This window comes from Streptomyces sp. TLI_053, assembly GCF_900105395.1.
Taxonomy (GTDB): domain Bacteria; phylum Actinomycetota; class Actinomycetes; order Streptomycetales; family Streptomycetaceae; genus Kitasatospora.
The window spans coordinates 7,053,456-7,074,880 of sequence record NZ_LT629775.1; the positions used below are offsets into that span (position 1 = coordinate 7,053,456).

Here is a 21,425-nt window from a genome sequence, read left to right on the forward strand (position 1 = left end):
CTCCCTCTCGCAAGCTCGGAAACCTGGAACACACCGCGGCGCGCCACCCTTGGTGACCCGCCGGTAACCTCGCGCCCGCACCCTACGCCGCCCGGCGGTCCCGCACCCGGAACTCCACCGAACCCGCGCTCCGCACCCCTCCCCGCGGGCGGGAACCCGTGTGACAATCGCGCGGTGACTGCCGCCCCGACCACCCCGGGCCCGCCGACGGGCGGTGCGCCCGCGCGGCCGGACCTCGCCGCCCGGGCTGCCGAACTGGTCCGGGACGCCGTGCTCGGCGACCTCGCCCGCCGGGTGGTCGCCGACTGCGGCGCCGACGTCGGTCTCGTCGGCGTACCGGACCGGGAACCGGCCGGACCGGGCACCGAGGGGATGGTGCTGCGGCACTGGGCCGGCACCCGGGCGGACCTGCTGCACGACCTCGCCGTACCGGCCGGGACCGGCCTCGGCGGCCGGGCACTGGCCGAGCGGGCGCCCAGCTGGGTGCCCGACTACCGCGCCGCCACCACCATCTCGCACCACTACGACGCCGCCGTGACCGCCGAGGACCTCTACGCGATGCTCACCGTGCCGCTGCTCCACCGGGGCGCGGTGCACGGCGTCGTGTACGCCTCGCTGCGCGCGGTGGTGCCGTTCGGGGACGTCCGGATCGGTGCGGTGACCAGGCTCGCCGAGGCCGCCACCCTGGCCCTGGCCGGGGCCGCGGCCTGGTGCGGGGAAGGGGGCGCGGACCCTTCCCCGCGGAGGGCCGGGCCGCCGCCCGCGCCCGCGGCCCTCACCCGGCGCGAGCACGAGGTGCTCCGCTGGGCGGCGACCGGCCGGACCAACCCGGAGATCGCCGCCCAGCTCGGCCTCACCTGCAACACGGTGACCGGCTACCTGAAGAGCGCGATGCACAAGCTCGGCGTCCGCAACCGCACCGAACTCGCGCTCACCGCCCGTGAGTCCGGGCTGCTGGACTGAACACCTGGCCTGAGAAGCTCAGTTGACGCGGCGCTCGCGCCCCGCCCAGTACGGTTCGCGGAGCCGGAACTTCTGCAGCTTCCCGGTGGTCGTCCGCGGCAGCGACTCCCGGAACTCCACCGAGGTGGGGGACTTGTACCCGGCCAGCCGCTGCTTGCAGTGCGCGATGAGGTCCGCCTCGCCGGCCTCGCTGCCCGGCTTCAGCACCACCAGGGCCTTGACCGTCTCGCCCCATTTGGCGTCCGGCACACCGATCACCGCGGCCTCGGCCACCGCCGGGTGGTCGTAGAGGCAGTCCTCCACCTCGATCGAGGAGACGTTCTCGCCGCCGCTGATGATGACGTCCTTCTTCCGGTCCGAGATGGTCAGATAGCCGTCGGTCAGGGTGCCGCCGTCGCCGGTGTGGAACCAGCCGTCCCGGACCGCTTCGGCGGTGGCCTCCGGCTGCTGCCAGTAGCCCTCCAGGACGACGTTGGAGCGGACCAGCACCTCGCCCTGCTCGTCCACCCGCACCTGGTTGCCGAGGGCGGGGGCGCCGGCCTGCACCAGCTTCTCGGCCCGTCGCTCGGCGGGCAGTTCGTCCCACTCGGCGCGGGTGCGGTTGACCGTCACCACCGGCGAGGTCTCGGTCAGGCCGTAGATCTGCATGAACTCCCAGCCGAGTTCGGACTCCATCCGCTGCACCACCGAGGTGGGCGGCGGTGCGCCGGCCACCACCATCCGCACCCGGTCCCGGCCGGGGACCGGCCCCTCCCACTCGGCCGCCGCGTCGAGCACCATCTGCACCACGGCCGGCGCGCCGCACAGGAAGGTCACGCCGTGCCGCTCGACCCGGCGCAGGATCTCCGCACCGTCGACCTTCCGCAGCACCACGTGCCGCGCGCCGAGCCCGGTGAGCGAGAACGGGAAGCCCCAGCCGTTGGCGTGGAACATCGGCAGGGTGTGCAGGTAGACGTCCCGGTCGCTCGCGCCGAAGTGCAGGGCCATCAGGTTCGCGTTCAGCCAGAGGTTGCGGTGGGTGAGCTGAACACCCTTGGGGCGCGCGGTGGTTCCGCTGGTGTAGTTGACGGTGGCGGTGTCGTTCTCGTCGATCGGGTACCGGCGGGGCGCGTGCTCGAAGTCGTACAGCAGCCGGTCGCTGTCCGCGCCGATCACGAACTTGTGCTTGGCGACCACCCCGGCCAGCGGTTCGGCCAGCTCCGGGTCGACCAGCAGCACCGAGGCGCCGCTCTGCTCGACGATGTACGACACCTCCTCCGCCCGGAGGCGGAAGTTCACCGGCACCAGCACCCGGCCGTGCCCGCTGACCCCGAACATCGAGGTCATCAGGCGCGCCGAGTTGTGCGACACGACCGCCACCCGCTCACCGGGGCCGACCCCGAGCCGGTCCAGCCCGGCGGCCTGCGCCCGGGCCAGCTCGGCCACCCGTCGATAGGTCAGATCGCCCCAGGACTCAGCGGGTTGCGCCGGTTCGTCGACGATGCCGACCCGGTCGCCGTAGACCAGCTCGGCCCGGTCGAGGAAGTCCATCACGGAGAGTGGAATCTGCATGCGCCCACTGTCCTCCGCCCACCGCCCCCTGCACACCCCCGATCGGGGGTGTCACCCGGAAGTGGTCCGGAACGCCCCGGTGGCCGTCCCGGCGGCCGCCTCGGCGCCGGCGATCGCCGCGGCGAGCCGGTCCCGGGTCTCGGCCTGGGCGGCGATCCGGCGTTCCAGCACCGCCAGACGGTCCCGGGCGATCCGCAGCGCGCCGGCCGACGGCGGCCCGAACGCCTCCTGGTCCAGGCAGCCGAGGAACGGCCGGACGTCCTCCAGGGTGAACCCGGCCTCAAGCAGGGAGCGGATGTTGCGCACCCTGGTCACCGCCGACTCCTCGTAGACCCGGTAGCCGTTGGCGGCCCGCCCGGAGCCGATGAGTCCGGCCTGCTCGTAGTGCCGCAGCGCCCGGGCGGTGGTCCCCGTCGCCCGTGCCAGCTCGCCGATCCGCACCCGCGCGGCCCCCGTCCTTCTCCCGGCCGGTCGGACCGCTGCACCGGTCGTCCGGGGCCGCTCGTCCGACCGGGGCGCTCATCCGACCACGGCGCCCCCGTCCACCGGCAAGACTACTCCGGTGACGAAGGAGGCCTGCGGCGCGGCGAGTTGTGTGACGGCCCAGGCCACCTCGGCGGCCTCCCCGATCCGGCCCAGCGGGGTGTGCGCGATCTGCCAGGCGCGCAGTGCCGCCTGCCGCTCGGGGCCGATCCCGGCGTGGTCGGCGATCGGCGTCCCGATCGCGCCGGGCGCCACCGCCACCACCCGGATGCCGCGCGGGGCGAGTTCCACGGCCCAGCTGCGGGTCAGGGTGTCCACGGCCGCCTTGCTCGCGGCGTAGACGGAGTTGCTCGGCCAGCCGCGCAGGCCGACGGCGGTGCTGACGTTGACGACCACGCCCCGGCTGTCGGTGAGCGCGGGCAGCGCGGCCTGGGTCAGCAGGACGGGCGCCGTCAGATTGGTGGCCAGCAGCGCGCCGATGCCCTCCGGGGTGTAGCCGCCGAGTGTCGCGTGCGGGGCGATGCCCGCGTTGTTGACCAGGACGTCCAGTCGGCCGAACCGCTCCAGTGCGGCCCGGACGACGGTCTCCGGGCCGTCCGGCGCCGTGATGTCGGCGACCAGCGGCACGATCCGCCCCGGTGCCCGCTCCGCCGTTCCCGCCAGCGGTTCGGCCCGCCGTCCGACCGCCACCACCCGTGCCCGCGGGTCCTGCTCGGCGAAGGCCAGTGCCGTCGCCCGCCCGATCCCGGTCCCCGCGCCGGTGACCACCACCACCCGTCCGTGCTCCGCCACAGTCCCGCCCGTTCCCGTCGTTCCGTTCATGCCCGCAAGCCTGCGACCCTGACGCCGGTGGCAAGGTCAAGCGCCGTTCCGTGAACGGCGGGGGCCGGGTGGTGGGCGCGAGCCGGAGCCGGGGCTTCCTCTTGCTGAGCCGGCGGCGAACAGGCGGCGAACAGAGGTCGCGGGGGAGGCGCGGCCCCCGTTCCGCTGTTAGGAAGGGCGGCAGGACCGCAAGGACCTCAAGGACATCCGCACGGGGAGAGACACCGATGACCGACCACCTTTCCGACAGCTCCCACAGCTCCCACAGCTCCACCGGCTCCGACGGCCTCTACGAGGCGATCGGGGGTCTCGACGCCCTCCGGAGACTGAGCGAGGCCTTCTACCGGGGCGTGCTCGCCGACCCGCTGCTCGCGCCGGTCTTCGCCGACTTCACGCCCACTCACATCGAGCACGTCGCTGTCTGGCTGGCCGAGATCTTCGGCGGTCCGGAGCGCTTCACCACGGACCTCGGCGGCCACCAGTCCCTGCTCCGCGCCCACCTCGGGCTCGCCATCACCGAGGAGCAGCGCATCCGGTGGATGGAGCTGATGGCGGAGGCCGTGCACAAGGAACTCCCCGAGGGTGAACTGCTGCGCCGGCGTGTCCTGGAGTACTTCGACTGGGGGACCCGGATCGCCAAGGACGTCTCGGCCTCGCCGGCCGGCACCGACCTCGGGGACCCGGGCCCCACCCCGCGCTGGGGCTGGGAGGGCCTCAAGTAGGGCCACCGGGGGCAGGCCCCGGAACGCCCCTCGGAACGGCCGCCGGGCACCTCCGGCGGCCGCGGAATCCGTTTGGACGAGCGAGGCCTGACGGGCCACAGTGGGCGCATGGCTTCTCTCGTGCAACACGTCACGTTCGACTGCGCAGACCCCCACGCCCTCGCCCTGTTCTGGGCGGAGGTGGTGGACGGCGCCCTGGGCGAGGGCGACGTCCCCGGCGACCCGGAGATCGAGGTCAACTCGGAGGGCGTCTCGCTGCTCTTCATCCGGGTCGAGGAGGGCAAGGAGGTCAAGAACCGGCTCCACCTCGACCTGACGCCCAAGGACCGCACCCGGGACGAGGAGGTCGAGCGCCTGATCGCCCTCGGCGCGAAGCAGTTCGAGGACCACCGCCGGCCCGACGGCGCGGGCTGGGTGACCCTCACCGACATCGAAGGCAACGAGTTCTGCGTGGTGCGCAGCGCCGCCGAGCGGGCCGCCACCGCCTGAGCGGCCGCACAACCCCTAGTCGACGGCCGCCCGCCAGGTCCACGAGGTCCGGCGCGGGCGGCCGTCGAGTTCGCCTCGGCCGGTGCACCAGAGCAGCACGTCCGCCGGCTGCCCGGCGGGCGCGTCGGGGAAGAGCCGGGCGAGCACCGCCTCCGCGAGCCGCTCCGGGGGCCGCCAGCCCAGGCCCAGCCCGAGGGTGATGTCGTGGGTGTGCAGCAGGGTCTCGGCGACGCCCATCGCGGCGAACCCGGTCGGGTCGCACGGCCCGTAGTGCCAGGCCCGCAGCTCCGGCGGTGCCGCGTCGAGGGCGGTGGCCAGCAGGTGCGCGGCGGCCGTGACCACCGTGAGCACCTCGGCCGGTCCGGCGTCCGGGTGCACGGTGAGGTCGAGCGGCAGATAGCGGTCGGTGGGCCGGGCGGCGAGCTGTCCGGCGTAGGCGAGCAGGTCGTGGGCGATGTGGGCGGCGGTGTCCCGGCAGCTCCACTCCAGGGGCCCGGCGGGCGCGTCCCAGTCCGGGCCGCCCGCTTCGGCGGCGGGTCCCAGTACGGCCGTCGCCTCGCCGAGCGCGGCCCGGACGTCGGCGCCGTTCATCCGGTGGTCGGTCATCGCCACACCGTCTCATGCCCGCTCCGGCGGACGTGCGCCGGAGCTGCCCGGACCGCCGGGACCACCTGGCCGCCCGGACCACCTGGCCGCCCGGACCGCCCGGGCGCCCGCTCCGGGCGCTCGGGCCACGCCGGGCGTCAGCCGATCTGGATCGAACGCTTCGCCAGGCCCATCCAGAAGCCGTCGATCACGGTGCGCTGGCGGCCCAGTTCGGCCTCGGCGGCACCGAGGGTGACGAACAGCGGGGCGAAGTGCTCCGTCCGGGGGTGGGCGAGCCGGCCGGCCGGCGCCTTCTCCTCGAAGTCGAGCAGCGCGTCGAGGTCCTGGGCCTCGAGCGCCCGCCGGCCCCAGTCGTCGAACTCGGCCATCACCGAGGTGATCCGGCCGTCGTTGCTGAGCGCCCGCAGGTTGTGGGTGAAGAAGCCGCTGCCGACGATCAGCACGCCCTCGTCGCGCAGCGGGGCGAGCCGGCGCCCGATCTCCAGCAGTCGCTGCGGGTCGAGGGTCGGCATGGAGACCTGGAGGACGGGGATGTCCGCCTCCGGGAACATCTCCACCAGCGGGACGTAGGCGCCGTGGTCGAGGCCCCGGTCGGGGATGTCCTGCACGGGTGTGCCGGGGGCGCGCAGCAGCTTGCGCACGCGCTCGGCGAGCTCCGGTGCGCCGGGGGCGGCGTACCGGACGCGGTAGTAGTGCTCGGGGAAGCCCCAGAAGTCGTACACGAGGGGAACGGTGGTGACGGCGCCGAGTGCGAGCGGGGCCTCCTCCCAGTGCGCGGACACCATCAGGATCGCCCTGGGCCGGGGCAGGTCGGCGGACCAGGCGGCCAGCTGACCGGGCCAGACCGGGTCGTCGGCGAGCGGCGGTGCGCCGTGCGACAGGTAGAGGGCGGGCATGCGGCCGGTTGCGGCGGTACTCATGGCGGTTCTTCTCCTCCGGCCCTCGGGGTGCTCGGGGTGCTCGGGGTGGTCCGTGGAAGGGCGGTCCGGGAAAGTAGTTCAAATTTGAACTCTCCCAGGATTCGACCGTACACCTTCGTTCGAATTTGAACAATAGGAGTACGATCACCTCATGCCCTCCACCTCGTCCGCACCTTCGGCGCCCCCCTCCGCCGCCTCCCCGTACGAGCCCCGGTGGCTCGACGAGGAGGAGATGGCTGCCTGGCGGAGCTTCGTCACCGCGAGCAACCTCCTCAACCGCCGCCTGGAACGCCAGCTCAAGGAGGATTCCGGTCTCTCCCACACCCAGTACGAGATCCTCGTCCATCTCTCCGCCGCCCCGGCCGGCTCGCTGCGCATGACCGAACTGGCGGACAAGCTCGTCACCTCCAAGAGCGGCCTGACCTACCAGGTCACCCAGCTGGAGAAGGCGGGGCTGGTCGGCCGGCGCTCCTGCCCGAGCGATGTGCGCGGCGTCTTCGCCGAACTCACCGACCAGGGCCGGGAGATGTTGCGGGAGGCCGCGCCCGGCCATGTCGCGCTGGTCCGCGAACTGCTGATCGACGTGCTCAGCCGGGAGCAGCTCGCCGTGCTCGCCGACGGCCTCGGCCAGGTCAGCGCCCGCCTCCGCCTCGACGACGCCCTCTGAGTCGGGCGACACCCTCCGGACCGTCCGCGAGCGGTCCGCCCTTCGAGCCGCCGGGTCCCGAGGACACCCCCGTCGTCCTCGGTACCCGGCTTCCGCCCCTGCCCGCGCCCGTCCGGTGCTCGACCGCCGTCCGGGGCTCACTCGTCGTCCGGCCCTCACTCGTCGTCCGGCCCTCGACCGCCGTCCGGTCCTCGGTCCCCGGCCGGGGCCGCCTCCGTCGCGCGGGCGAGCAGCAGCTCCCGCTCGCGCTCGTTGCGGGTGAGCCCCGCCGCCCGTTCGAACTCCGCCCGCGCCTCCGCGCCCCGCCCCAGCCGGGCCAGCAGATCCCCCCGGACGCTGGGCAGCAGGTGGTACCCGCGCAGCGCCGGTTCCTCGGCGAGTGCGTCCACCACGTCGAGCGCGACCGCCGGGCCCTCGGCCATCGACAGCGCCACGGCCCGGTTGAGCTCGACCACCGGGGACGGCGTCAGCGCCATCAGCCGCTCGTAGAGGGCGGCGATGGTCCGCCAGTCGGTGTCCTCGTAGCGCACCGCACGCGCGTGGCAGGCCGCGATCGCCGCCTGGACCGAGTACGGACCGGTGCCCGCCCGCAACAGGGCGGTGAGCCCGCGCCGGATCAGCAGCCGGTCCCAGCGGGCCCGGTTCTGGTCGGCGAGCAGCACGGGCCGGCCGTCCGGGCCGGTGCGGGCCGCCGTCCGGGAGGCCTGGAGTTCCAGCAGTGCCGTCAGCCCGTGCGCCTCGGGCTCCCCGGGCATCAGCGCGGCCAGCACCCGGGCGAGGCGCAGCGCGTCCTCGCAGAGCCCCGGCCGCAGCAGGTCGTCCCCGGCGGTGGCCGAGTACCCCTCGTTGAAGATCAGATAGATGACCTCCAGGACGGAGGAGAGCCGGGCCGCCCGCTCCGCCCCGTACGGGACCTCGAACGGTATCCGGGCCTGCGCCAGCGTCCGTTTCGCGCGGACGATCCGCTGCGCGACCGTCGGCTCCGAGGAGAGCACGGCCCGGGCGATCTCCGCCGTGGTGAGCCCACCGAGCAGCCGCAGCGTCAGCGCGATCCGGGCCTCGGCGGACAGCACCGGATGGCAGACGGTGAAGATCAGCCGCAGCAGGTCGTCGTCGATGTCGTCCGGCCCGGCCGGCTCCGGCGGCGGGACGTCCTCCAGCGCCCGCCCGACCTCGGCGAGCTTGCGGGCGTACGTCTCCCGGCGGCGGACCAGGTCGACCGCGCGGTGCTTGGCGGTGGCCATGAGCCAGGCGCCCGGACGGTCCGGAACGCCCGAGCCGGGCCACTGCTCCAGGGCGGCGACCAGCGCGTCCTGTGCCAGCTCCTCGGCGATGCCGACATCGCGCACGATCCGGGTGACCCCCGCGATGATCCGGGCGGACTCGATCCTGAACACCGCTTCGACCGTCCTGGCCGTGTCGGTCCTGGCCGTGTCGGTCCCGGCCGTGTCCGCCCCGGCCGTGTCCGTCCCGGCGGCTTCCGTCGCACCCGCGTCGCGCTCCGTCACGATCACCCATCAGAGCAGCCGCCGACCGGGCGGGCAAACCGCCCGCCCGGTCCGCATCCGCCCGCCCGGCCCCGCCCGGCCCCGCCCGACCCGTCACGCCTCCGGCGGGGTGGCGGCCTCGTCGATCTGCCGCAGCTCGGCGCCGACCGTCCAGCTCCCGGGGTGGACCTCCAGGAAGCGCCGGGTCCACTCGACGGCCTCGGCCATGTCCTTGCACTGGAGGATCGCGTAGCCGCCCACGACCTCCTTGGTCTCGGTGAACGGTCCGTCGGTGGCGGTCACCTTGCCCCCCTCCCAGAGCAGCCGGGTGCCCTCCTTGGTGGGCAGCAGTCCGGCGGTGTCCAGCATCACCCCGGCCTTGGTGATCTCCGCGAAGAGTGCTCCCATGCGCTCCTCGAACGCGGGGTCCATGTCGAAGTTCTGGGACTGCTGCTCGTCGATGCGGATCAGGCTCATGAAGCGCGGCACGGTACTCACTCCTCGTCGGTGCGGGCGGGGCTTCTCCCCGCCGCTCACCCCTGCGTCGAACGGAGGGCGTCCGTTTCGACAGCCGGTCGGGAAATTCTTCCGACGGATTCCGGACCCGGCCACCGGAGCGCCCGGCGCCGCAGCCGGGAGAGACGCCGCGCGGGGGTGTCGGACCCGGCCGGGTCTCCGCTACGGTGACGGCGGATACACCGATGTATCCGATACGCCGATGTATCGAGGTGGGGCTGTGGCCGGAACGGAGACGGCACCGGGGCCCGGCGGCGTCCGGGTGACGGCGCGCAGGGCGCGGACGAGGGCACGGCTGCTGGAGGCCGCGTTCGGCGTGTTCGCGGCCAAGGGGTTCGGCCGGGTGTCCATCGAGGAGGTCTGCGAGGCCGCGGGGTACAGCCGGGGGGCGTTCTACTCGAACTTCGACACCCTGGAGGAGCTGTTCTTCGTCCTGTACGAGGAGCGGGCCGAGCTGATCGCCGCCCAGGTCACCGGGGCGCTCGCGGCGCGGGCGGGGGACACCGACGTGGCCTCGCTGGTCGAGCGGGTGACCGGGGTGCTGCTGCTGGAGCGCGACTGGCTGCTGATCAAGACGGACTTCCTCGTCGCGGCCGCCAGGGACCCCCGTACCGCGCGGACGCTGCTGGAGCACCGCCGGCGGTTGCGGGAGTTGATCGCCGAACGGCTGGCCGAGGTGGCCGCCGAGCGCCCGCTGCCCGAGGTGCTGGGGGGCGCCGAGGGCGCGGCCCACGCGGTGATCGCCGCCTACGACGGTGTCACCACCCAGCTCCTGCTGGACCGCGACGTCGAGCACGCCCGGGCCTGGCTCCGGCAGCTGCTGCTCGCCCTGCTGTCCGCCGACGGACCCGGCTGACGGGCGTCCCCGGCCCCCGCTCGCCCTTGTCTTCCCTGTGTCCCCGGCCGGACCATCAGGCCCGGCCGGTCGCCCGAAGGATGGAGTGCTGTCATGGACGCCGATGTCATCGTGGTCGGAGCCGGACTCGCCGGCCTCGTCGCGGCGCGCGAGCTCACCGCTCGGGGCCGACGGGTCGCGCTGCTGGACCAGGAGAGCGCCGCCAACCTCGGCGGCCAGGCCCACTGGTCCTTCGGCGGGCTCTTCCTGGTGGACTCCCCCGAACAGCGGCGGCTCGGCGTCAAGGACTCCGTCGAGCTGGCGTGGAACGACTGGAGCGGCAGCGCCCGCTTCGACCGCCTCGAGGACGAGGACTCCTGGGCGGTGCGCTGGGCCCGCGCCTACGTGGACTTCGCCGCCGGCGAGAAGCGCGCCTGGATCACCGAGCGCGGGATCAAGCTGACACCGCTGGTGGGCTGGGCCGAGCGCGGCGACCTGCGCGCGGACGGCCACGGCAACTCCGTGCCCCGCTTCCACGTCCCCTGGGGCACCGGCACCGGGGTGGTGGGCCCGTTCGTGCAGGACGCCCGGCAGGCCGCCGCTGCGGGCCTGCTCACCTTCCACCACCGGCACCGGGTCGACGAGTTGGTGGTCCGGGACGGGGCGGTGACGGGCGTGCGGGGCACCCTGCTGGCGCCGGACCCCGCCCCGCGCGGCGCCGCCTCCAACCGGGAGCCGGCCGGGGAGTTCGAGCTCACCGCCCAGGCCGTGATCGTCACCACCGGCGGCATCGGCGGCGACCACGAACTCGTGCGCCGCCACTGGCCGGAGCGCATGGGCACACCCCCGAAGAACATGATCACGGGTGTCCCCGCCCACGTGGACGGGCGGATGCTCGACATCAGCGCGGCCGCGGGGGTGCGGCTGGTCAACCGCGACCGCATGTGGCACTACACCGAGGGGATCCGGAACTGGGACCCGGTCTGGCCCGGACACGCGATCCGCATCCTCCCCGGCCCGTCGCCGCTGTGGTTCGACGCCCTCGGACGGCGTCTGCCGGAGCCCTGCCTGCCCGGCTACGACACCCTGGGCACCCTCAGGCACCTCCGCACCACCGAGGACATCGCCCAGTACGACCACTCGTGGTTCGTCCTCACCCAGCGGATGATCGAGAAGGAGTTCGCGCTGTCGGGTTCGGAGCAGAACCCCGACCTCACCAGCGGTGACCGCAAGGCCGTGCTGCGCGAGCGCCTCCTCGGCAGCGGCGCCCCCCGGCCGGTGGAGGCGTTCAAGCGGAACGGCGCGGACTTCGTGGTCGCCGCCACCCTGGAGGAACTGGTGGCGAAGATGAACGGCCTGACCGAGGAGCCGCTGCTCGACCCGGTCGTGCTGCGGGCCCAGATCGAGGCCCGGGACCTCCAGATCGCCAACCCCTTCAGCAAGGACGCGCAGATCCAGGGCATCCGCAACTCCCGCCGCTACCTGGGCGACCGGCTCAGCCGCACCGCCGCCCCGCACCGCGTCCTCGACCCGGCGGCGGGCCCGCTGATCGGGGTCAAGCTGCACGTCCTGACCCGGAAGTCCCTCGGCGGCATCCAGACCGACCTCGACTCCCGGGCGCTCGGGCTCGACGGGCGTCCGCTCGACGGCCTGTACGCGGCGGGGGAGGTCGCCGGCTTCGGCGGCGGGGGCGTGCACGGCTACAACGCCCTGGAGGGGACTTTCCTCGGCGGCTGCCTGTTCTCCGGCCGCGCGGCGGGCCGGGCGGCGGCGGAGGCGGTGTCCTGAGGGTGCCGGCGTCGGCCCGACGGTCGGTCCCCCCGGCCGTCGGGCCGACGCCGGCGCCCCGGGCGGTCAGAACATCCGGGCCTGCGTCACCCGGTTCAGGTGGATCAGGACGTCGTAGGCCCGGCCGATCGCCAACTCCGGCCGGGGGTCGGTGCGGTAGACCGATCCGGCCTCGTAGGTGGGGCGGGTGACGTCCAGCCAGTCGCGGGCCGCCCGGGGCACGGTGCGCAGATCGACGTAGTAGTCCCGGAACCGGACCCGGTCGAGGGTGTGCTCGTTCATCTCCGGCGTGGCCGGGGGAACGGTGACGGCCTTCCAGGCGTCGGTCAGGATCCCGTCGTTGGTGAGGAAGGATCCGCTGTCGAAGGTGAAGCCGACGGCCACGTAGTCGCGGCCGTAGACCTCCCGGAGGTGGGACCCCTGCGGCTCGGGACAGAGGAAGGTGTCGGTGGCCAGGTAGCCGGTGTGCCCGTTGTGCGCCGACAGCAGCACCTTGCCGCCGGTGCGGCGCTCCCACCAGGCGGTGTTGTCCGCCATCACCCGGTCGCGCAACTGCTCGGCGGCCGATACGGAGGCCGGGTCGGCGAGGTCCAGGGCGACGAAGGCGAAGGTGTCGGCGATGTTCCTGGCGTGCTGCACGGCCCACGCGTGGGCGTCGTCGCCGGCGCCGCTCGCGGTGACCAGGTCGAGGGCCTGCTGCGCCCTGGCGGCGTTCTCCCGGCGCTCGGCGAGCGGCTTCTTCAGGTACGCCATGGCGTCGTCGAACGGTCGCAGCCCGGCGTAGAACCCGTCGAGCCGCGGGAGCGCCTCCGGCCGGGTCTCCCGCAGGTAGGAGACGACCCGTTCGAAGATCCGGTCGCCGAGCCTCGGGGCACCGATGTCGTCGCCCACGAAGTGGACCGGGTTCTCCGGGTGGCTCCGGTTGTGGGAACGCATCCAGGCGATCAGGTCGGCGAACTCCTCCCGGTCCCACGGGCTGCCGCCCAGGGCGTCCTTCACCAACTGCCGCGCGTCGCCCGGACCGCCCTGGACGTACTCGTCGATCTGCAGGCCACTGCTCCAACTGGTCTCCAGGGCGAAGGCGGTGAAGCCCTTCTCCTCGACCAGGTAGCGGAACAGCCGCTGCTTCATCGCGAAGAGCTCGTGCGAACCGTGGGTGGCCTCGCCGAGGCCGACCACCCGGGCATCGCCGATCATCGCGCCCAGCGCCCGCAGGTCGGCGGTGCGGCCGCCCGGTTCGGTCGTCCGCAGCGGCTGGGCGACGCCCTCCAGCGCGCGCACCACGGCGGAGCGCTCCGCCGCCGCCGGGGCCGCGGCCGCGGCCCCGGCCGAGGTGGGGGCCATCGGCGCGGCCACCGCCGCCACCGGGACCAGTACCGCCGCGGCGGCCAGTACCGCCGTCGCCGCCAGCAGTCCGCGCCGCCCGATCCGCTTGTCGCCTGCCATCGTTGTGATCACTTCTCAACTCGACGGAACGCCGAGGACCTCGGCGTTCGATGAGTTGATCTTCGCCGCGGAGGAGCCCGCCGCGCGCTGGGGAGGACCGCCGTCCTTGCTGGGGGGAGCCCCCCGGTCGGATTCGGTGGCGGACCCCCGACCGGTGGCGGCCCCTCCGTCCGTTACGGGGCGCGCGCGGTGGCCGACGGCGCCGTCCACGGGCGGCCGGGCCGCACGTCCGCGTCCTTCTCCGGGCGAGGCTCGGCCGCCGGCGGTCCGGCCTCGGCCCGCCCCACCCCGAGCGCGCGGGCCAGGTCGAACGCCGCCACCGGGTCGTCCTGGAGGACGATCGGCGGACGTGTCGCGGGGGCGAATCATGGCTGGTGGGACGGTGTGCGTGCAGAGCGATATCGGCTCGCCGAATGCGGCGTTCCGTGGGAGCATCCGCTGTTATGGGGACGAATCTGCACGGCGCGCACGTCACACTCCGTCCGGCCTCCGCCGAGGACATCCCGGCCCTGGTCGCCATCCGCCGCACCCCCGAGGTCTACGCCCGCTGGCGCGGTGGTGACGACCTCACCGACGCCGTCACCACGGACCTCGCCGAGCCCGGCACCGAGACCTTCGTGATCGAGGTCGGGGGCCGGGTCGTCGGCGCGGTCCAGTGGTACGCCGAGAACGACGACGAGTACCGCCACGCCGGGATGGACATCTATCTCGACCCGGCCCACCACGGGCGCGGCCACGGCACCGACGCCGTTCGCACGCTGGCCCGCCACCTCGTCGACGAGCACCACTACCACCGGCTGATCATCGACCCGGCGGCGGACAACACGGCGGCGATCCGCTGTTACGAGAAGGTCGGCTTCCGCCCCGTGGGGGTGATGCGGCAGTACGAGCGCGGCTCGGACGGCACCTGGCACGACAACCTGCTGATGGACCTGCTGGCCGCCGAACTGGTCTGAACCGAGGCTTCGCGCTCCGGTGGGGCCGTGGTCCGGCGGGTGAGTGGTCCGCCGGGGCCGCTTTCCGACTGGGTGAGTGGTCCGCCGGGGCCGCTTTCCGACCGGGTGAGCGGTCCGGCCGGGTCAGTGGTCCGCGCGCAGCGGCTCGCCGGTGCGGTGGAGGTGGGCGAAGATCTCCCGGTAGGAGCGGAGCAGCCCGGTCTCGTAGTACGGGATGCCCTTCTCGGCGCAGAACTGCCGGGTGATCCGGGCCGCCCGGGGGAGTGCGGGGGTCGGCATGCTGGGGAAGAGGTGGTGCTCGATCTGGTAGTTGAGGCCGCCCATCAGGGTGTCGAGCACCGGGTTGCCGCGGACGTTGCGCGAGGTCAGCACCTGGCGGCGGAGGAAGTCCAGCCGCATCTCCGGGGTCACCATCAGTATGCCCTTGTGGTTGGGCGCGAAGACGCAGCCCAGGAGGATGCCCAGCAGCGCCTGGTGGACCACCAGGAAGGCGATCGCCTTTCCGGCCGGGAGGGCGACGAGGACGGCCCCGAGGTAGGCCGCGAAGTGGAGGACCAGGAGGGAGCCCTCCAGCCGGGGGCGCTTCATGTCGGGGCTGCGCAGTGCGCGGAAGCTGTTCCAGCTGAGGTTGAGGCCCTCCAGGCACAGCAGCGGGAGGAAGAGGTAGGCCAGTCGGCGGCCGATGAACCGGGCGACCCCGCGTGACTCCCTGGCCTGCTGCTGGGACCACACCACGATGTCGGGGGAGACGTCCGGATCCCGGCCCTCGTGGTTGGGGTTGGCGTGGTGGCGGGTGTGCTTGCTCATCCACCAGCCGTAGCTCATACCCATCAGCAGGTTGGCGACGATCCTCCCGCCGGTCTCGCTCGCCCGCCGTCCACCGAAGACCTGACGGTGCGCCAGATCATGTGCTATCAGGCCGAGTTGCGTGAAGACCACGGACAGGCCGGCGGCCAGGGCGAGTTGCAGCCAGGTGTCGCCCAGGGCGAAGAGGGCGTACCAGCCGGCCGCGAATGCCGCGAGGGTGAGGCCGATGCGCGCGGTGTAGTAGCCGGGGCGCCGGTCGAGCAGGCCCTCCTCGGTGATCCGGCGGGCCAGCTGGGCGAAGTCGCTGCCCTCCCGCTCCCGTCCGGCCGGAGTGGCGGTGGTGGCCGTGGCGACCGGTGCGGGTGGGGCAAGCGTCGTGGGCTCTGGGCTCATGGCAGGAAGTCTGGTGGCCGGCCCGGGTACGGAGAACCGGACAAGCCCCCTTCTCGACAGGGGGGTTGACCCCCGGTTCGGGGGTGGGAATGCCCCCGCCCGGTGGTGGTCGGGGTTGACGGTCGCCATCGGGTTCCACCACCCTTTCACTAATTGAGTAGTGAAAGGGTGGTTTACTCATGCGGATGCTCCATGCCCTCCGGCGGCCCCGGCCGCTGTCCTGGGGGCTGGCCGGGCTGTTCGCCGCGCTCTACGCCTGCGTCGCCGTCAACCGGCACCGGCGGATGCTGACCCAGGCCTACGACCTGGGCATCTTCGAGCAGGCGGTGCGTGCCTACGCCCACGGCGAGGCGCCGGTGGTACTGCTCAAGGGCCCCGGCTACCAGCTGCTCGGCGACCACTTCCACCCGCTGCTCGCCACCCTCGCCCCGCTGTACCGGCTGTTCCCGGGCGCGGTCACGCTGCTGCTGGCGCAGGCGGTGCTGATGGCGCTGGCCGTCGTGCCGCTCGCCAGGTGGGCCTTCGAGGTGGGGGGCCCGAGGCTGGCCGTCCTGGTCGGCGGCCTGACCGGGGTTTCCTGGGGGATCGTCGAGGCGGCGGCCGACGACTTCCACGAGATCGCGTTCGCGGTGCCGCTGCTCGCCTTCGCCGCCACCGCGCTCGGCCGGGGCCGCCCGGTCGCCGGGGTGCTGTGGGCCCTGCCACTGGTCCTGGTCAAGGAGGATCTCGGGCTCACCGCGGCGGTGGTGGGCGCACTGGTCTTCGTCCGGGCGGGGAAGGGCAGTGGGACCAGGGCGCTGGGCTTCGGGGCGGCGCTCTTCGGGCTCGCGGCGACCGCGCTGACCGTGCTGGTCGTGCTGCCCTCGTTCAACCCGGACGGCGGCTTCGACTACTGGGGGCAGATGGGCACGCGGGAGGCGGCGGGCGCGCCGTGGGAGCTCGCGGGCCGGCTGGTCTGGCCGCCGCTGAAATGGCTGCTGCTTGCACTGGCCGCGGCCACGGCCGGCTTCCTGGGGCTGCGGTCGCCGCTGGTCCTGCTCTGCGTGCCCACCCTCGGCTGGCGGCTGGCTACGGACAACTCGCACTACTGGGGTGTGAGTTACCACTACAGTGCGGTGCTGATGCCGCTGCTGCTGGCGGCCCTGGTGGACGCCGTGCGGCGGACCGGAGCCTTCGACGGGCCGGGTCGGGTACTCGTGAGGAGCCGGGCGGCCGGACCGGGACCGGCCCTGGTGGCCGTCCGCCGGGCCCGCCGCGCCCTTGCGGTGGCCGGACTGGTGGCCCTGGTGACGCTGCCGGTCTACCCGCTGCACGAACTCGTCGCCCCCGGGGCCTGGGGGACTTCGCCCCGACTGGAGCGGGCCCGGGCGATGCTCGCCCGGATTCCCGACGGTGCGACCGTCGCCGCCTCCAACCGCCTCGCCGCGCAACTGGCCGGGCGGACCACGGTCGGCCTGGCCTGCCGCGAGCCTTCGCCGCCGGTCGAGTCTCCGGTGGCCGGGTCCCCGTCGAACGGGTCTCCGGCGGCCGGGTCCCCGTCGAACGGGTCTCCGGCGGTCGGTTCTCCGCCCGTCGGTGCGGTGCCGGCCGGTGCAGTACGGGGCGGCCCGGACTGGGTGGTCGTCGACCTGGCCGACCCGAGTGTGCAGGCGCCCTGCGCGATCGCCGACACCCTCCGGATGCTCGACCGCTACGAGCGGCTCGGCTACCGCCGGGTCGTGGACGACGGTGACCTGCGGCTGCTCGGCCGCCCGTAGGGCCTTTCGACCGTTCCCCGGGCGGGGTCGGACTTGACCGCGGCGCAGTGGTCCGCCACCATTCCACCAATAAACTAGTGAAAGGGTGATGCGGGTGTGATCGAGTACCGCATCGAGCGGCGCAGCGGAGTGTCCACCTACCAGCAGATCGTGCAGCAGACCAAGCAGGCGCTGCGACTCGGTGTGCTGCAGCCCGGGGACAAGCTGCCGACCGCGCGGGAGGTGGTCGAACAGACCGCGATCAACCCGAACACCGTGCTGAAGGCCTATCGCGAACTCGAACGCGAGGGGCTGGTCGAGCCCAGGCCGGGTCTCGGCACCTTCGTCCGGCGTTCGCTCGCCCGGCCGGAGGCGGCCGCCGACGGACCGCTGCGCGCGGGGCTGGTGGGGTGGGTCGACGAGGCCCGCACGGCCGGACTCGACCGCGAGGACATCTCCGCGCTGATGGCGTCGGTACTGGACCAGCGCTTCGAGACCGGCGTCACCGGCGGGAGCGGCATCGCCGGGGGCAGTGGCGGCAAGGGGAGTTCCGGCAGTGCCGAAAGCACCGGGCCGGCGGATCCGACCGCGTAGAACAGAGAGGGTGGGGGCCGCATGACAGACGCGACAGCGGCGACGCAGGCGATATCCGGGCCAGGGGACGGGCGGCCGGGCGGAACGCCGTCCGGCGGAGCGCCGTCCGAGGGCACACCGGCCATCGAGGCCGTGGGACTCGGCAAACGCTACCGGGGCGACCGGTGGGCGCTGCGGGACTGCGGGTTCACCGTCCCGGCCGGCCGGATCTGCGGTGTGGTCGGCGCCAACGGCGCGGGCAAGAGCACCCTGCTCACCCTGGCCGCGCGCCTGATCGAGCCCACCGAGGGCGAGTTGCGGGTGTTCGGCGAGGCGTCGAGCACCCGGGAGACCCGGGCCAGGGTTGCCTGCGTCACCCAGGAGAAGCCGCTCTACCCCTCCTTCACGGTGGCCGGGACGCTGCGCATGGGGCGCGAGCTCAACCCGGGCTGGGACGAGGAGGTGGCCCAGCGGGTCATCGGGATGGGGGAGTTGAGGCTCGACGCCCGCGTCGGCTCGCTCTCCGGGGGTCAGCGGACCAGGGTCGCGCTCGCGCTCGCGCTCGGCAAGCGCGCCGACCTGCTCCTGCTCGACGAGCCGATGTCCGACCTCGACCCGCTCGCCCGCCACGAGCTGATGGGCGTCCTGATGGCCGAGGCCGCCGAACGCGGCACCACGATCCTGGTCTCCTCGCACATCCTGCCCGAACTCGACGGCGTCATGGACCACTTGCTGCTGGTGCAGGCGGGGCGGATCCGGCTGTCCGGCGACCCGGAGGAGATCCTCGACAGCCACCGGCTGCTCACCGGCATCGCCGAAGGTGCGGAACTGCCCGCCGGGACCACCGTGGAGCGCCGGGTCCGGGGCCGCCAGGTCACCGCCCTGCTGCACAGCGGCGAGCCGGTCGACGGACCGTGGGAGTCGGTCCGGCCGAGTCTGGAGGAGCTGCTGCTGGCCTACCTCCGCACCCCACTGCCCCCGCCCGCCGCCGACGCCGATCGCGAGGCCGCCGCATGAGCACCAGCACTTTGTCCGGGCACGCGACACCTCCCCGCCCGGCCGCCGCCCCGTCGGCCGCGAACGGCGGCTCCGCCCCGGCCCGCAGGCGCGGACCGAGCGGGGTGCTGTGGCTGGTCCTGCACCAGAACCGGGCCGCGATCCGGTCGGTGGCGATCCTGCTCGTCCTCGTCTCCGCCGTCCTGATCGCCATGCACGTCCTGATCCAGGACCGGATCGGGGTCATGCAGCAGACCTCCTGCGTCACCCCGTCCTCCTGGGACCGGATCGAGTGCCGGATCCAGTTCGGCCGGGTCGAGCTGCTGACCCGGATGTTCACCGACGTCCTCCAGCCCGCCGTCACCGCCGTACCCGTTCTGGTCGGCATGTTCCTGGGCGGGCCGCTGCTCGCCCAGGAGTACGAACGCGGCACCGTCCGGCTGGCCCTGACGCAGTCGGTCAGCCCGCGCCGCTGGCTGCTGACCCGGCTCGCCGTCCCCGGTGCGACCGTCCTGGTGGCGACCGCCGTGCTGGCCGCGCTGACCAGCTGGGTGTGGTGGTCGGACATCTACCACGGCCCGGTGGCCTTCGACCCTCCCTTCCAGGGCTTCACCTACCCGGTGCTGGGGGTCGCCCCGGTCGCCTGGTCGGTGTTCGGCCTGGTCCTCGGTGTGCTGGTGGGGCAACTGCTGCGGCGCACCGTCGCCGCGGTGCTGGTCAGTGGGGTGGTGGTGGCACTCGCGCAGGCCGTGACGGTCGCCTGGCGGCCGTTCTTCTGGCCGCTGGTCGAGGAGGAGCAGCCCTACAACAACACGTTGGGCGGCTTCGTCCAGCCCGGCGGCTCCTGGCTGGTGGAGCGCGGCGTGGTGCTGGCGGACGGCACCCGGCTGATGAACGAGAAGTGCTACGAGTCCGCCGAGGTCTGCCAGGAGGCACCGACCTCCTGGGGCCAGTACCACCCGGTCTCCCACTTCGTGCCGATCCAGTTGGTCGAAGCCGGTCTGCTGCTGGTGCTCACCGCCCTGGTGGTGACCGTCGTGCTCCGCCGGCTCACCCGCGCCGGGGTCTGAACGGTCCGGTCCGGCGCCGTCCGATTACGGTCTTCTGCCCGCGCGCCCGGCCCAGCAGACTGGGACGGCGTCACGGCCGCTTGCGGTCTCCCCCGTCCCAGAAGGAGAACTGCGCAGCATGAGCGGAACGACAGCAGGCACCGGTGCGGACGAAGCGGCCGGTGCAACCAGTGCGGACGAGGCGACCGGAACGGCCGGTGCGGCTGGTGCGGCTGGTGCGACCGTGCGGATCGCCGTCATCGGCGGCGGCCCCGCCGGCCTCACCCTCGCCCGGATCCTCCAGGTCCACGGCATCACCGCCACCGTCTACGAGCGCGAGCCCGACCGGGACGTCCGCGGCCAGGGCGGGACGCTCGACCTGCACGGCGACACCGGCCGGCGCGCCGTCCAGGAGGCGCGCCTGACCGAGGAGTTCTGGGCGAAGGCCAGGCCCGAGGGAGCGGAGTTCCGCATCGTCGACAAGCACGGTGCCGCCCCGAGCGGGTTCGGCGCCGGGCCCGCTCCCGACGCCGCCGGCGCGTCGGGCCCTCCCGGCGCCGTGGACGGGTCCGGTGCGCCCGGCGGGGCCGACGCGGGGGCGAGCCCCGAGATAGACCGGGGCGATCTGCGCGGACTGCTGCTGGACTCGCTCGCTCCCGGCACCGTCCGCTGGGGTCACCGTCTCGACCGGGCCGAGCCGCTCGGCGACGGCCGGCACCGCCTGCATTTCGACAACGGCGCCGTCGAGCTCTGCGACCTGTTGATCGGCGCCGAGGGCGCGCACTCCCGGGTCCGCCCGCAACTCACCCCGGTGGAGCCGCACTACACCGGCGTCAGCCTGGTGGAGCTGGGCATCCCCGACGCGGACCGGACCGCACCCGGGGCCGCCGCCGCGGTGGGCAACGGCACCCTGTTCGCCTTCCACGACAACAAGGGCCTGGTCCTCCAGCGCAACGGTGACGGCCGGATCCGCGTCTACGCCTTCTTCCGCAGCCCCGAGGACTGGCTGCGGGTGGCCGGCCTCTCCGCCCACGACCCGGCGGGCACCCGGGCCGCCGTCTCCCGCCACTTCGCCGACTGGGCGCCGGAGTTCCGGGACGCCCTGGCCGCCTGCGACGACAGCGTGCGGACCCAGCCGCTGGAGATGCTGCCGGTCGGCCTGCGCTGGTCGCGCCGGCCGGGCGTCACCCTGGTCGGGGACGCGGCGCACCTGATGTCCCCGTTCGCCGGGCAGGGCGTCAACCTCGCGATGTGGGACGCCGCCGAACTCGCGCTGGCGGTGGCCCCCGTGCTGGCGCCGCCGGCCCGCTGGGAGCCCTCGACCGCAGCGGACCTCGAAGCCGCCGTCGAGGGCTACGAGAAGGCGATGTTCGAACGGGGCGCGTTCTGGGCCGGCATCTCCGCGTTCAATCACGACCGGGTGCTTGCCCCGGACGGCCACGAGAACCTGCACCTCATGGCCGGGCCGCCCGGTGCTCCGGACGATGACGGTGCTCCGGGTGGTGACGCCGCTCCGGGTGGTGCTCCGGCCGAGGCGTAGAGCCCGGGGCCGGAGCCGGGCGGGGCCGGGTGCCCGGGCGGTCTCGCCCGGGCTCGTGCTTCCTGCCCGTGGTCCTGCCC

Annotated in this window: 22 protein-coding genes; 12 read left to right on the top strand and 10 right to left on the bottom strand. The window is 73.8% G+C overall.

The window, feature by feature from the left end; all coding sequences use genetic code 11:
* Positions 1 to 174: 174 nt before the first annotated feature.
* Complete coding sequence (locus BLU95_RS29445) at positions 175 to 963, top strand: helix-turn-helix transcriptional regulator (RefSeq protein ID WP_159425037.1); 789 nt, start codon at positions 175 to 177, stop codon at positions 961 to 963.
* 18 nt (positions 964 to 981) lie between these two features.
* Here BLU95_RS29445 and BLU95_RS29450 read toward each other — a convergent pair whose 3' ends face one another.
* The 3 genes from BLU95_RS29450 to BLU95_RS29460 form a co-directional block, all read right to left on the bottom strand.
* The gene (locus BLU95_RS29450; protein WP_093862643.1) at positions 982 to 2,514 is read right to left on the bottom strand and encodes an AMP-binding protein; all 1,533 of its coding nucleotides are present in this window, start codon (positions 2,512 to 2,514) and stop codon (positions 982 to 984) included.
* Between the two features lie 51 nt (positions 2,515 to 2,565).
* Positions 2,566 to 2,955, bottom strand: coding sequence for a MerR family transcriptional regulator (locus tag BLU95_RS29455; RefSeq protein ID WP_093862644.1), 390 nt, complete (start codon positions 2,953 to 2,955; stop codon positions 2,566 to 2,568).
* Positions 2,956 to 3,033: 78 nt separating this feature from the next.
* Positions 3,034 to 3,819, bottom strand: coding sequence for an SDR family NAD(P)-dependent oxidoreductase (locus BLU95_RS29460; RefSeq protein ID WP_093862645.1), 786 nt, complete (start codon positions 3,817 to 3,819; stop codon positions 3,034 to 3,036).
* 227 nt (positions 3,820 to 4,046) lie between these two features.
* Here BLU95_RS29460 and BLU95_RS29465 point away from each other — a divergent pair, with 227 nt between their 5' ends.
* Both BLU95_RS29465 and BLU95_RS29470 read left to right on the top strand, forming a co-directional pair.
* The gene (locus BLU95_RS29465; protein WP_093862646.1) at positions 4,047 to 4,541 is read left to right on the top strand and encodes a group II truncated hemoglobin; all 495 of its coding nucleotides are present in this window, start codon (positions 4,047 to 4,049) and stop codon (positions 4,539 to 4,541) included.
* A gap of 108 nt (positions 4,542 to 4,649) precedes the next feature.
* Positions 4,650 to 5,030 carry a VOC family protein gene (locus BLU95_RS29470; protein ID WP_093862647.1) on the top strand — a complete coding sequence of 127 codons (381 nt, stop codon included), beginning with the start codon at positions 4,650 to 4,652 and terminating at the stop codon, positions 5,028 to 5,030.
* 15 nt (positions 5,031 to 5,045) lie between these two features.
* On the opposite strand, the gene BLU95_RS29475 is transcribed toward BLU95_RS29470, so the two are convergent.
* Positions 5,046 to 5,636, bottom strand: coding sequence for a maleylpyruvate isomerase N-terminal domain-containing protein (locus tag BLU95_RS29475; RefSeq protein WP_231977848.1), 591 nt, complete (start codon positions 5,634 to 5,636; stop codon positions 5,046 to 5,048).
* Positions 5,637 to 5,773: 137 nt separating this feature from the next.
* Positions 5,774 to 6,556: a dioxygenase family protein gene (locus BLU95_RS29480; protein ID WP_093862648.1), complete on the bottom strand. Its 783-nt coding sequence runs from the start codon at positions 6,554 to 6,556 to the stop codon at positions 5,774 to 5,776.
* Positions 6,557 to 6,707: 151 nt separating this feature from the next.
* Here BLU95_RS29480 and BLU95_RS29485 point away from each other — a divergent pair, with 151 nt between their 5' ends.
* Entirely contained in the window at positions 6,708 to 7,223 is a 516-nt protein-coding gene (locus BLU95_RS29485; protein ID WP_093862649.1) for a MarR family winged helix-turn-helix transcriptional regulator, read from the top strand.
* Positions 7,224 to 7,378: 155 nt separating this feature from the next.
* Here BLU95_RS29485 and BLU95_RS29490 read toward each other — a convergent pair whose 3' ends face one another.
* Together BLU95_RS29490 and BLU95_RS29495 are read right to left on the bottom strand one after the other, a co-directional pair.
* On the bottom strand, positions 7,379 to 8,620 hold the full coding sequence (locus tag BLU95_RS29490) for an RNA polymerase sigma factor (RefSeq protein WP_231978873.1): 1,242 nt from the start codon (positions 8,618 to 8,620) through the stop codon (positions 7,379 to 7,381).
* 204 nt (positions 8,621 to 8,824) lie between these two features.
* Positions 8,825 to 9,199 carry a YciI family protein gene (locus BLU95_RS29495; protein ID WP_093862650.1) on the bottom strand — a complete coding sequence of 125 codons (375 nt, stop codon included), beginning with the start codon at positions 9,197 to 9,199 and terminating at the stop codon, positions 8,825 to 8,827.
* Between the two features lie 229 nt (positions 9,200 to 9,428).
* Here BLU95_RS29495 and BLU95_RS29500 point away from each other — a divergent pair, with 229 nt between their 5' ends.
* Entirely contained in the window at positions 9,429 to 10,082 is a 654-nt protein-coding gene (locus tag BLU95_RS29500; RefSeq protein WP_093862651.1) for a TetR/AcrR family transcriptional regulator, read from the top strand.
* A 54-nt stretch (positions 10,083 to 10,136) separates the two neighbouring features.
* Positions 10,137 to 11,849: an FAD-binding dehydrogenase gene (locus BLU95_RS29505; protein WP_353653591.1), complete on the top strand. Its 1,713-nt coding sequence runs from the start codon at positions 10,137 to 10,139 to the stop codon at positions 11,847 to 11,849.
* A 66-nt stretch (positions 11,850 to 11,915) separates the two neighbouring features.
* Here BLU95_RS29505 and BLU95_RS29510 read toward each other — a convergent pair whose 3' ends face one another.
* Together BLU95_RS29510 and BLU95_RS42520 are read right to left on the bottom strand one after the other, a co-directional pair.
* The gene (locus BLU95_RS29510; RefSeq protein ID WP_093862653.1) at positions 11,916 to 13,295 is read right to left on the bottom strand and encodes an erythromycin esterase family protein; all 1,380 of its coding nucleotides are present in this window, start codon (positions 13,293 to 13,295) and stop codon (positions 11,916 to 11,918) included.
* A 173-nt stretch (positions 13,296 to 13,468) separates the two neighbouring features.
* Positions 13,469 to 13,615 (bottom strand): hypothetical protein, encoded by a 147-nt coding sequence (locus BLU95_RS42520; RefSeq protein ID WP_159425038.1) that lies wholly within the window; start codon positions 13,613 to 13,615, stop codon positions 13,469 to 13,471.
* A gap of 123 nt (positions 13,616 to 13,738) precedes the next feature.
* Here BLU95_RS42520 and BLU95_RS29515 point away from each other — a divergent pair, with 123 nt between their 5' ends.
* A complete protein-coding gene (locus BLU95_RS29515; RefSeq protein ID WP_093862654.1) occupies positions 13,739 to 14,251 on the top strand; it encodes a GNAT family N-acetyltransferase in 513 nt (170 codons plus the stop codon).
* A gap of 123 nt (positions 14,252 to 14,374) precedes the next feature.
* Here the strand turns inward: BLU95_RS29515 and BLU95_RS29520 are convergent, their stop codons facing one another.
* Positions 14,375 to 15,451, bottom strand: a complete 1,077-nt coding sequence (locus BLU95_RS29520; protein WP_093862655.1) for a fatty acid desaturase family protein — start codon at positions 15,449 to 15,451, stop codon at positions 14,375 to 14,377.
* A 185-nt stretch (positions 15,452 to 15,636) separates the two neighbouring features.
* On the opposite strand from BLU95_RS29520, the gene BLU95_RS29525 reads away from it, so the two are divergent.
* From BLU95_RS29525 to BLU95_RS29545, 5 genes are all read left to right on the top strand, one after another.
* On the top strand, positions 15,637 to 17,208 hold the full coding sequence (locus BLU95_RS29525) for a DUF2079 domain-containing protein (protein ID WP_231977852.1): 1,572 nt from the start codon (positions 15,637 to 15,639) through the stop codon (positions 17,206 to 17,208).
* Positions 17,209 to 17,304: 96 nt separating this feature from the next.
* Positions 17,305 to 17,781, top strand: coding sequence for a GntR family transcriptional regulator (locus BLU95_RS29530; RefSeq protein WP_093862657.1), 477 nt, complete (start codon positions 17,305 to 17,307; stop codon positions 17,779 to 17,781).
* 21 nt (positions 17,782 to 17,802) lie between these two features.
* A complete protein-coding gene (locus BLU95_RS29535; protein ID WP_093862658.1) occupies positions 17,803 to 18,777 on the top strand; it encodes an ABC transporter ATP-binding protein in 975 nt (324 codons plus the stop codon).
* On the top strand, positions 18,774 to 19,826 hold the full coding sequence (locus tag BLU95_RS29540; RefSeq protein WP_107452610.1) for an ABC transporter permease: 1,053 nt from the start codon (positions 18,774 to 18,776) through the stop codon (positions 19,824 to 19,826). The genes BLU95_RS29535 and BLU95_RS29540 overlap by 4 nt, the downstream gene beginning before the upstream one ends.
* Positions 19,827 to 19,944: 118 nt before the next feature.
* Positions 19,945 to 21,345: an FAD-dependent oxidoreductase gene (locus BLU95_RS29545; protein ID WP_093862660.1), complete on the top strand. Its 1,401-nt coding sequence runs from the start codon at positions 19,945 to 19,947 to the stop codon at positions 21,343 to 21,345.
* The last annotated feature ends 80 nt before the right edge of the window (positions 21,346 to 21,425 follow it).

What these genes read in the sequence shown, in the direction of transcription:
- BLU95_RS29510 (WP_093862653.1), bottom strand. Translation starts at nt 13,295, where the DNA reads ATGGCAGGCGACAAGCGGATCGGGCGGCGCGGACTGCTGGCGGCGACG.
- BLU95_RS29450 (WP_093862643.1), bottom strand. Translation starts at nt 2,514, where the DNA reads ATGCAGATTCCACTCTCCGTGATGGACTTCCTCGACCGGGCCGAGCTG.
- BLU95_RS29485 (WP_093862649.1), top strand. Translation starts at nt 6,708, where the DNA reads ATGCCCTCCACCTCGTCCGCACCTTCGGCGCCCCCCTCCGCCGCCTCC.
- BLU95_RS29545 (WP_093862660.1), top strand. Translation starts at nt 19,945, where the DNA reads ATGAGCGGAACGACAGCAGGCACCGGTGCGGACGAAGCGGCCGGTGCA.
- BLU95_RS29500 (WP_093862651.1), top strand. Translation starts at nt 9,429, where the DNA reads ATGTATCGAGGTGGGGCTGTGGCCGGAACGGAGACGGCACCGGGGCCC.
- BLU95_RS29515 (WP_093862654.1), top strand. Translation starts at nt 13,739, where the DNA reads ATGGGGACGAATCTGCACGGCGCGCACGTCACACTCCGTCCGGCCTCC.
- BLU95_RS29470 (WP_093862647.1), top strand. Translation starts at nt 4,650, where the DNA reads ATGGCTTCTCTCGTGCAACACGTCACGTTCGACTGCGCAGACCCCCAC.
- BLU95_RS29525 (WP_231977852.1), top strand. Translation starts at nt 15,637, where the DNA reads ATGCTCCATGCCCTCCGGCGGCCCCGGCCGCTGTCCTGGGGGCTGGCC.
- BLU95_RS29465 (WP_093862646.1), top strand. Translation starts at nt 4,047, where the DNA reads ATGACCGACCACCTTTCCGACAGCTCCCACAGCTCCCACAGCTCCACC.
- BLU95_RS29540 (WP_107452610.1), top strand. Translation starts at nt 18,774, where the DNA reads ATGAGCACCAGCACTTTGTCCGGGCACGCGACACCTCCCCGCCCGGCC.
- BLU95_RS29520 (WP_093862655.1), bottom strand. Translation starts at nt 15,451, where the DNA reads ATGAGCCCAGAGCCCACGACGCTTGCCCCACCCGCACCGGTCGCCACG.
- BLU95_RS29535 (WP_093862658.1), top strand. Translation starts at nt 17,803, where the DNA reads ATGACAGACGCGACAGCGGCGACGCAGGCGATATCCGGGCCAGGGGAC.
- BLU95_RS29460 (WP_093862645.1), bottom strand. Translation starts at nt 3,819, where the DNA reads ATGAACGGAACGACGGGAACGGGCGGGACTGTGGCGGAGCACGGACGG.
- BLU95_RS29480 (WP_093862648.1), bottom strand. Translation starts at nt 6,556, where the DNA reads ATGAGTACCGCCGCAACCGGCCGCATGCCCGCCCTCTACCTGTCGCAC.
- BLU95_RS29475 (WP_231977848.1), bottom strand. Translation starts at nt 5,636, where the DNA reads ATGACCGACCACCGGATGAACGGCGCCGACGTCCGGGCCGCGCTCGGC.